The following is an 8803-nucleotide window of genomic DNA, read 5'->3' on the forward strand; positions in this document are numbered from 1 at the left end:
GGCGCGGGACCTCGGACGAGCCGACGTCCCGCGCCTGTGCGCCGAGCGGGCGAGCTACTCCATGGCGGCCTTGCGGCAGGCGTTGCGCGCGAACTCGGCGGGGACGTAGTCGCTGCGCAGGAGCCGGTAGCACTCCTCGAAGCTCTGCTTGCTCCCGTCGGCGCCGGCCTTGCAGGCGTCCTCCGCGATCTCGTGGTCGACGTCCGGGCTGTTCTCCAGGAGGTAGTAGAAGCAGCTCTGCGGCGTCGCGGCGGCGGCGGGGGCCAGTGCCACGGCACCGCCCAGCGCGAGGGCGAGGACGGAGGCGGCGGCAGCGATGCGTTGCACCGGCTTCATATGGGTCGAATCCCTTGTGTTCGTCACGGCGGTGGTACCGGCGGGTACGGATCGCCCGCAGACTCGGCCCGACCAGGAGTACCGAACGAGCGGGCCGTTGTCCGTCGACGTGCCGAGGGCCCCTGCGAGATCACTCGAAGCGGCCCTGTCCCACAGCGTCCGCCCACCTCCAGCCCGGCTGCCGCGGCTGCCTTAAGTCCCGGAGGCACCCGGCAGGTTGTCCGCGAACCCGGTGCCCCCGGCACGGTCCGCCGCCGGGACCGCCGCCGCTCGTGGACGTTCTTACACGCCTTTGTCATCGCTCTGCCGAACGCCTGACGGACCCCCGGCAAGGTCGTTCCCACAACGCCCGCAGCGCACAGGGAAGAAGGCCCAGCGATGACGACCTCGACCATGACCACCGCGACCACCACCGCCCGTCCCGACGGCACCGCGTCGGGGCGGGGCCGTCGGATCGGCCTGGCCGCCGCCTCTCTGGCCGTCCTCACGGCGGTGCTCCCGCTCACCGCCGTCTCCCCCGCCCAGGCCGCCCCTGCCGGCGTCGAGGGCCGCCCCGCCTGGTGCCCGACCGTGCCCGGGTACCGGGTGGACTGCGCCACGATGCGCCGCCCGCAGGTCGCCGACGAGCCGGGCTTGGGCACCATCGGCGTCAGCTACGCGGTGGTGCGCCACAGCCGCCCCGGCCCGGCCCTGGGCACGGTGGCGCTCAACCCGGGCGGCCCCGGCGAGACCCTGATCGACCGCGCCGAGCAGGTGGCGGGCGCACTCGAGGGTGTCCTGGACGACTACGACCTGCTGCTGCTGGACCCGCGCGGTACCGGTCGCTCCGGTCGGCTGCCCTGTGACGTCACCGAGAGGGACTACCGCTGGGCCCCGCGGGCCGAACAGCGCGAGGCCGTCGCCGACTGCGCCGAGGAACTCGGCCCGCGCGCCCGCGCCTACACCAGCGCGGCCACCGCCGACGACATCGACGCCGCCCGCGAGCGCCTCGGCGTTCCGAGGCTGGTCCTGTACGGCCTCTCGTACGGCACCTACCTGATGCCGGTCTACGCCGACCGCCATCCGGAGCGTGTCGAGAAGATGGTGCTCTCCGGCGCCTACCCCGTCGCCTTCGACTCCCTGGCCCGGCCCGGCGCCCAGCAGGTCTCCCTGACGCTGCGCCGGATCTGCGAGCGCAGCGGCTCCTGCGACGCGGACACCGCGGTGCACGACCTCGCCGCCGTCACCGAGCGGCTGCGCAACCGCCCGCTCAGGGTCACCGCGGCCGTCGGCGGCGAGCGGCGCACCGTGCTCTTGACCGAGGACAAGCTCGCGAACCTGATGTACGAGCCGGCCACCCGCGGCATCGGTCTGCACCCCGGTGGGCCCGGCCTGCTCGGCGCGTTGCCCGCCGCCCTGCACGCGCTGGCCGCGGGCGACGAGGGACCGCTGACCGCCTTGGTGCGCAGCGAGATCGAGAGCACCGGCACCGAGGACCAGGCCTCGTTCCTGGCCGTCACCTGCAACGACTACACCCGCGCCTGGGACCTGGACGCCCCGGTGGCCGAGCGCCGCCGCCAGTACCGCGCCGCGCTGGCCGCCGCCGGCCCGGCCGACTTCGGGGCGTTCAGCGCCCAGGGGTGGGCCGCGGGCCAGACCGACGGCGGGGACAACTGCCTGAACTGGCCGCGCCGGGGCACCGCCCGCCCGCAGCCGACCGACCTCGAGCACCTGCCCGACGTCCCCGTCCTGGTGCTCTCCGGGGACCTCGACACCAACACCCCCGAGGCCAACTCCCGCCTGTCAGCGGCCCAGTTCAAGCGGAGCTCGTTCGTCTCGGTGCCCAACAGCGGACATTTGCCGGAGATGGAGTCCACCGGCTGCGCGGTGGGGATCTCCAGTCACTTCATCCGCACCGGCGAGGTCGGCGACACCTCCTGCGTGAACCGGGTCCCGTCGGTGCCGGTCGTCCCGGTCCCGCGCTGACCCCGCCGGACGGCCGTCCGGGGAACGGCCCTTCCCCGGCCGTCCCCGGGCAGCCGTTCCCCGGACGGCCGGTCGCAGGGCGCCCCCCGGACGGCCGGTCCGCCGACGAACCACCCCCGCCCGGCCGCACCCCACCAGCTCGCAGCGAAGATGACCCCATGACAGATCTCACCGCCGCCCGGCGCACCGTCCTGGTCGTCGAGGACGACCCCGGCGTCCGCAACACCCTCGACCACCTGCTCCGCTTCGAGGGGTACCGGGTGCTCACCACCGCCGACGGCCAGGAGGCCCTGGAACTCCTGGAACACCGGCGCCCCGACCTCGCGGTGGTCGACGTGGTCATGCCCCGGCTGGACGGCCTGGCCCTGTGCCGGATGCTGCGCCGGCGCGGCGACCGGCTGCCCGTCCTGGTCCTCACCGCCCGCCACCAGCTCGGCGACCGGGTCGCCGGGCTGGACGCGGGCGCCGATGACTACCTCGGCAAGCCCTTCGCCACCGAGGAGCTGCTGGCCCGGATACGCGCCCTGCTGCGCCGCACCGAGCCGCCCGGCGGCACCGAGGGCGCCGAACTCGGCCTCGACGACCTGGCCCTGGACCCCTCCGCCCGCCGGGCCCGGCGCGGAGGCCGGCCGCTCGACCTCACCAAGACCGAGTTCGACCTGCTCGAACTGCTGTTGCGCAACCAGGGCTCCGTGCTGACCCGGCACCAGATCTACGAGCGGATCTGGGGCTACGACTTCGACACCGACTCGCGCTCGCTCGACGTGTACATCGGCTACCTGCGCCGCAAGACCGAGGAACACGGCGCGTCCCGGTTGATCCACACCGTGCGCAACGTCGGCTACACCGCCCGGACCGCCTGATGCTGCGCGCCAGGATCGGCCTCGTGGTCCTCGCCTCCGTCCTGCTGGCGATCGCCGTGCCGGTCGTCGCCGCCTACCGCGGCGTCAGCACCCTGGTCGCCGACCAGCTGGACCGCAGTCTGGCGGACCGGGCGGACACCGTCGTCAGCGCCCTGGACCTCGACCGCGTCCCGGCCGCCCGGCCCGACACCGTGGAACAGCTGCTGGCCCCCGACGGCACCGCCCGCCCGCTCACCCCGGGCGCGGCGGCGCTGCCGGTCTCGGACCGGGCCCGGGAGGTGGCCCGCACCGGGCAGGGCTCCCACCAGGAGGACGCTGAGGTCGACGGCACCCCGTACGGCCTGCTCACCAGGGCCCTGCCCGACGGGCGCGGCGCGGTGACGGTCGGGCAGACCTACGCCGGGGCGGCCGCCGTCGACGAGGCCTTCCTGCTCCGGATCACCTGGACCAGCCTCGCCGCGGCCGCCGGTTCCGCCCTGCTCAGCTGGCTCGTCCTCGGCCGCATCCTGCGCCCGGTGCGGCGGCTGGCCCACGCCGCCGAGCACATCACCACCACCCGTGACCTGGCGACGCCGCTGCCCGCCGCCGGACGGGACGAGGTCGGGCGCCTCACCCGGGCCTTCGAGGCGATGGTCGGCGCGCTGCGCCGCTCCCGGGAGCAGCAGCAGCGCCTGGTGCAGGACGCCAGCCACGAGCTGCGCACCCCGCTGACCTCGGTGCGCGGCTGCGCCGAACTCCTCCAGCGGGCGCGCGGGCGGCTCGACCCGGCGGACGAGGAGCAGATCCTCGGCACGCTGGTCACCGAGAGCGTGGCGCTCGACGAACTGGTGCGGGAACTGGTCGAGTTGGCCACCGACCAGTGGACCGCGGAGGACCCGGAGCCGGTCGAGCTGCCGACTGCCGCCGAGGACAGCGCCCGCCGCTTCCGCCGCCGCACCGGCCGAGACATCGCCGTCACCGCCGACGGGCCGGTGCCGGTGCTGGGCCGCCCGCGCGCGGTGCAGCGCTGCGTGGACAACCTGGTCGGCAACGCCGTCAAGTTCAGCCCGGAGGGCACGCCGGTGGAGATCCTGGTGACCGGCACCCGGCTGGCCGTGCGCGACCACGGGCCGGGCATCGCCCCGGGCGACCGCCAGGCCGTGTTCCAGCGCTTCTACCGCGCGGCCGGGACCCAGTCCACGCCGGGCTCGGGGCTGGGCCTGGCCATCGTCGACGACCTGGTCGCCGCCGACCACGGCACCGTCTTCGCGACCGGGGCCCCCTCGGGCGGCGCCGAGGTCGGGTTCGAGCTGCCGCCGGCCCCCGGTGGCTGAGCCGGCGGCTCCGGCCGGCCGGCTCAGGTGATGGGCAGCAGCATGAGCGGCGCCGTGGTGGGGTGCGCGGAGCCGCCCGCCGGTTCGACGGTCACGCCGATGCCGCTCGCACCGTCCAGCGCTCCGGTGAGCAGCAGGCTGCCGTCGCCGGTGGGCAGCAGTCCGGCCGGGCGCATCGTTCCGGCGTCGTCGAACCACAGTTCGTAGGTGGTGCCGGCGGCGGGTGCGGGCATGCCGGAGGCCAGGAATCCGACCTGGCCGCGGCTGTGCGACCACACCACGGTGCCCAGTCCGTTCCCGCCCTGGGCGGCCGCGGTGACGGTGCGGGCGTCGGGTGCGGTGAGCAGGCCGGCCAAACGCTCCTGCTGCTGCTGGAGCGCGGCGGCGCGGGCCCGGGCCTGCTCGGCCTGCTGGTGCTGCTGCACGGCGATGCCGCCGGCGCCGGCGGCGAGTGCCAGGCAGGCCGCGACGGCGAGTTTCGCCCAACCCTTGGCGAGCCGGCCGCCACGGCGCCCCTGGGCGGGTGCGGTGCGCGGCGCGTCCTGGCGCAGCGTGGGCAGCGCGGCCATCACCCGGGCCTTGAGGTCCGGCGGCGGGAGCACTGCCTGGGCCCCGCCGAGCCGTGCCAGGGTCGCGGCGAACTCCGTGACCTCCTGGGCGCAGGCCGCGCACCTGGCCAGGTGGTGCTCGAACTCGGCGCTCTCGTCGGGGTCGAGGGCGTGCGCGGCGTACGCGCCGGTCAGGGTGTGCAGGTCGGCGGTGCTCATGCTCCCACCCCCAGGCAGTCGCGCAGACGGATCAGTGCGTCGCGCATCCGGGTCTTGATCGTGCCCAGCGGTGCACCGAGGACCTCGGCGACCTGCGGGTAGGTGTAGCCGCGGTAGTAGGCCAGTGTCAACGCCTCGCGTTGGAGGTCGGTGAGCGTCTTCATGCACCGGCGGACCTGTTCGCGCTCGAGTCGTCCTTCCACCTGTTCGGCGACGTCGTCGAACGCCGGGGTGTGGGACGCCGCGGCCGCGCGCTGGTCGCGGTCGGCGGCGGCTTGAGCGGAGCGCACGCGGTCCACCGCGCGGCGGTGGGCGATGGTCAGCACCCAGGGCATCACGTCGCCCTGGTCGGCCCGGTAGCGCGCGGCGGTGCGCCACACCTCCAGCATGACCTCCTGCGCGACCTCCTCGGACTGCGCCGGATCCCGCACGACCCGGCGTACCAGGCCCAGCACCGGCGCCGCGATGGCGTCGTAGAGCCGGGAGAAGGCGTCCTGGTCACCACGGGCCACCTGGGTGAGGAGGTCCTTCAGAACAGAGCCCGGCCGCCCCGGGCCGGGCAGGTGGACGACGGCGCTCATCCCGCCGCGCCTGCGGTGCGGCGGGCGGGCGAGGAGCCCAGCGGGCGGACGGCGGACATCACAGGCCTCCAGGGCCATGGCCGGAGCGGCACCCCGGCGAGGTGGACGGAACTGACTGACACGTCTTGTTCGAAGCGCGCGGGGAGCCGGATTGGTCTGCCGGTTCGATCGCGGGCTGCCCCGCCCCACGGACCGAGCCGTGGCCCCGACGCGAGGGGGTCGTGACGCGATCCGTCGGACCGGACCGTGTTCCGCCGGACCGGGCCGTGATCCGCCGGACCGGGCCGTGATCCGCCGGACCGGACCGTGATCCCCCGGGCAGGGCCACGATCCCCCGGTGCCCGTCCGCAGCGGTCTTCGCGGGGCGGATCGGCGCCTACCGAACCGCCACCCATCCGGGACCGCGGGTGTGCCGAATGCGGGATGTGAGCAACGATGCAGCCCAGTCCCCCGGACGTCGCGGCCCCCGACTCGATCGGCTTGTACGGGCCGGCACGGCCGCCGCGACCGGCTGGGCGGCAGCCGCCGCCGCACTGGGTGCCGGGGAGCTGGTCGCCGCCGTCACCGGTCCGGACACCGCGCCGGTCATCGCGGTCGGCTCCGCGGCCATCGACCTGACGCCCACTGCGCTCAAGGAGTACGCCGTTCGGACCTTCGGCACCGATGACAAAGCAGTGCTGCTCGGCGGGATCCACCTGACGACGGCCCTGCTCGCCGCCCTCGCCGGCGTGCTCGCAGCACGCCGGCCGCTCCTCGGCGCGGGGGTCTTCGCAGCCTTCGGCCTCCTCGGCACCTGGGCCGCCCTCGCACGCCCCGCCGCCGACACCGCGGACGCCGCCCCCGCACTCGTCGCTGGCCTGGCAGGCGCCCTCACCGCACACGTCCTCGCCCGCATCCTGCGAGCCACCGACAGGACCGCGGCGACGCGCCCGACCGCACCCGGTGAAGCACCGGAGCAGGACGGGCGCAGCAAGGATCAGACCGCCGGTCCGGTGGTCACTAGCCGACGGGCCGTCCTGGCCGCCACCGGCGGGACGATCGCCGTCGGGGCCCTCGCCGGTGTCGGGGGCCGCAGCCTGTCCGACCACCGCGACGGCACCGGCGCCGCCCGGACCGCCGTCCACATCCCCCCGGCCGCCGCGCCGCTACCGCCGCTGCCCACCACGGTCCACCCGAACGTGCCGGGCCTGTCCCCGTTCGTCACCTCCACCGCGGACTTCTACCGCGTCGACACGGCGCTCACGCTGCCCCGCATCGACCCTCGTCGATGGGCGCTGCACATCCGCGGCATGGTCGACCGCCCCCTGCTCATCACCTTCGACGAGTTGCTGCGCGAACCGCTGGAGGAGCTGGACCACACGTTGTCCTGCGTGTCCAACGAGGTGGGCGGCCCCTACGTCGGCACCACCCGCTGGCTCGGTGCCTCCCTTCCCGCCCTGCTGCTCCGGGCCGGCGTGCGCCCCGGCGCGGACCAGTTGGTCGGACGGTCCCAGGACGGCATGACCATCGGCACGCCCCTGGAATCCGTGCTCGACGGACGCCGCGCGCTGCTCGCCGTCGCGATGAATGGCGAGGCCCTGCCCGTCGCCCACGGCTTCCCCTGCCGCAGCGTCATCCCGGGTTTCTACGGCTACACCTCCGCCACCAAGTGGCTCGTCGACCTGAACGTCACCACCTTCGCCGCCTACGACCCGTACTGGGTACGCCGCGGTTGGGACCGCACCGGAACGGTCCGCACCGCCTCGCGCATCGAGGTGCCGGCGCCGTTCGCCCGCGTCCCCGCCGGGGACGTCACCATCGCCGGCACCGCCTGGGCGACCCACCGCGGCGTCGCCGCCGTCGAGGTCCGCATCGACGGCGGCTCCTGGCAGGAGGCGCTGCTCGCCGCCGACGCCGGAGCGGACCTCTGGCGCCAGTGGTCCTGCACCTGGACCGGAGCGACTCCCGGCACCCACCGGATCGAGGCCCGCGCCACCGACGCCACCGGCAGTGTCCAGACCGCGAACCGGGCCGCCCCCTACCCGGCGGGCGCCACCGGCTGGCACAGCACCGTCGTCACGGTCACCTGAGAACCCTTCAGCCACCCGTCCCACCGGGCGCCGCCCGGCACCGCCCGCCCACGAGGGCGGCCGGCCCACCTCACAAGGAGATCCCTTCCATGTCCGTCACCACCCGCCGCCGCAACACCCTCGCCGCGCTGCTCGCCGCCACCGCGCTCGCGGTCAGCCTCGGCGCCTGCAGCAGCGGCGGCTCCGCGACGTCGTCCTCTTCCAAGGCCCCCGCCCCCGCCCCCGCCGCCACCGCCACCGCCACCGCCACGTCCGCCGATGACGGCGCGGCTTCCGGCGCCGGCGCCGGGATGAGCGACCAGCCGTTCGGCACCGCCTGCGCCGCGGTGCCCAAGGACGGCGCCGGCTCCTTCACGGGCATGGCCAAGGACCCGGTCGCCACCGCCGCCTCCAACAACCCGCTGCTGTCCACCCTGGTGACCGCCGTCAAGCAGGCCGGCCTCGTCGACACCCTCAACTCCGCGCAGAACATCACCGTCTTCGCGCCCACCAACGACGCCTTCGCCAGGATCCCGAAGAAGGACCTCGACGCCGTCCTCGCCGACAAGGACAAGCTCACCAAGATCCTCACCTACCACGTCGTCCCCCAGCGCCTCGCGCCCACCGCCCTCACCGGCGCGCACAGGACCCTCGGGACCGGCGACCTCACCGTCACCGGCACCAGCCCCGACTTCACCGTCAACGACACGGCCAAGGTGCTCTGCGGCAACGTCCGGACCGCCAACGCCACCGTCTACATCGTCGACACCGTCCTGATGCCGACCAGCTGACCGCACCCAGCGCTCCGGCCGGGGGGGCCCCCCCCGGGGGGGGCGGAGGAGACACCCGGCCGGGGGTGCCCCCCGCCCCGGGGGGCGGGGGCGGGCGGCGGGGGCGCTGGGGGGGGGTGGGGGGGGGGGAGGGGGGCGG

General features: G+C 75.3%; 8 protein-coding genes. 5 read left to right on the top strand and 3 right to left on the bottom strand.

The features are described from left to right. Window positions 1-54: 54 nt before the first annotated feature. On the bottom strand, window positions 55-336 hold the full coding sequence (locus tag ABT247_RS28800; protein WP_350748102.1) for a hypothetical protein: 282 nt from the start codon (window positions 334-336) through the stop codon (window positions 55-57). 378 nt (window positions 337-714) lie between these two features. Between ABT247_RS28800 and ABT247_RS28805 the strand changes: the two genes are divergently transcribed. From ABT247_RS28805 to ABT247_RS28815, 3 genes are all read left to right on the top strand, one after another. Then, complete coding sequence (locus tag ABT247_RS28805) at window positions 715-2301, top strand: alpha/beta fold hydrolase (protein ID WP_350748105.1); 1587 nt, start codon at window positions 715-717, stop codon at window positions 2299-2301. A 158-nt stretch (window positions 2302-2459) separates the two neighbouring features. After that, window positions 2460-3164, top strand: coding sequence for a response regulator transcription factor (locus tag ABT247_RS28810; RefSeq protein WP_350748108.1), 705 nt, complete (start codon window positions 2460-2462; stop codon window positions 3162-3164). Further along, a complete protein-coding gene (locus ABT247_RS28815) occupies window positions 3164-4477 on the top strand; it encodes a sensor histidine kinase (protein WP_350748109.1) in 1314 nt (437 codons plus the stop codon). The genes ABT247_RS28810 and ABT247_RS28815 overlap by 1 nt, the downstream gene beginning before the upstream one ends. A 23-nt stretch (window positions 4478-4500) precedes the next feature. Here ABT247_RS28815 and ABT247_RS28820 read toward each other — a convergent pair whose 3' ends face one another. Next, on the bottom strand, window positions 4501-5244 hold the full coding sequence (locus tag ABT247_RS28820; protein WP_350748110.1) for an anti-sigma factor: 744 nt from the start codon (window positions 5242-5244) through the stop codon (window positions 4501-4503). Next, window positions 5241-5825 carry an ECF RNA polymerase sigma factor SigK gene (sigK, locus tag ABT247_RS28825; RefSeq protein WP_350748112.1) on the bottom strand — a complete coding sequence of 195 codons (585 nt, stop codon included), beginning with the start codon at window positions 5823-5825 and terminating at the stop codon, window positions 5241-5243. The genes ABT247_RS28820 and sigK overlap by 4 nt, the downstream gene beginning before the upstream one ends. A 425-nt stretch (window positions 5826-6250) precedes the next feature. On the opposite strand from sigK, the gene ABT247_RS28830 reads away from it, so the two are divergent. Together ABT247_RS28830 and ABT247_RS28835 are read left to right on the top strand one after the other, a co-directional pair. Beyond that, complete coding sequence (locus tag ABT247_RS28830; RefSeq protein ID WP_350748113.1) at window positions 6251-7894, top strand: molybdopterin-dependent oxidoreductase; 1644 nt, start codon at window positions 6251-6253, stop codon at window positions 7892-7894. 89 nt (window positions 7895-7983) lie between these two features. Further along, entirely contained in the window at window positions 7984-8664 is a 681-nt protein-coding gene (locus ABT247_RS28835; protein ID WP_350748115.1) for a fasciclin domain-containing protein, read from the top strand. Window positions 8665-8803 lie beyond the last annotated feature (139 nt).

Origin of the sequence: Kitasatospora sp. NPDC001539, from assembly GCF_040298565.1 — a bacterium.
GTDB lineage: Bacteria > Actinomycetota > Actinomycetes > Streptomycetales > Streptomycetaceae > Kitasatospora.

Excerpts from the sequence above, each read along its gene's own strand:
- ABT247_RS28800 (WP_350748102.1), bottom strand. The coding sequence starts at position 336 with ATGAAGCCGGTGCAACGCATCGCTGCCGCCGCCTCCGTCCTCGCCCTC.
- ABT247_RS28805 (WP_350748105.1), top strand. The coding sequence starts at position 715 with ATGACGACCTCGACCATGACCACCGCGACCACCACCGCCCGTCCCGAC.
- ABT247_RS28810 (WP_350748108.1), top strand. The coding sequence starts at position 2,460 with ATGACAGATCTCACCGCCGCCCGGCGCACCGTCCTGGTCGTCGAGGAC.
- ABT247_RS28815 (WP_350748109.1), top strand. The coding sequence starts at position 3,164 with ATGCTGCGCGCCAGGATCGGCCTCGTGGTCCTCGCCTCCGTCCTGCTG.
- ABT247_RS28820 (WP_350748110.1), bottom strand. The coding sequence starts at position 5,244 with ATGAGCACCGCCGACCTGCACACCCTGACCGGCGCGTACGCCGCGCAC.
- sigK (WP_350748112.1), bottom strand. The coding sequence starts at position 5,825 with ATGAGCGCCGTCGTCCACCTGCCCGGCCCGGGGCGGCCGGGCTCTGTT.
- ABT247_RS28835 (WP_350748115.1), top strand. The coding sequence starts at position 7,984 with ATGTCCGTCACCACCCGCCGCCGCAACACCCTCGCCGCGCTGCTCGCC.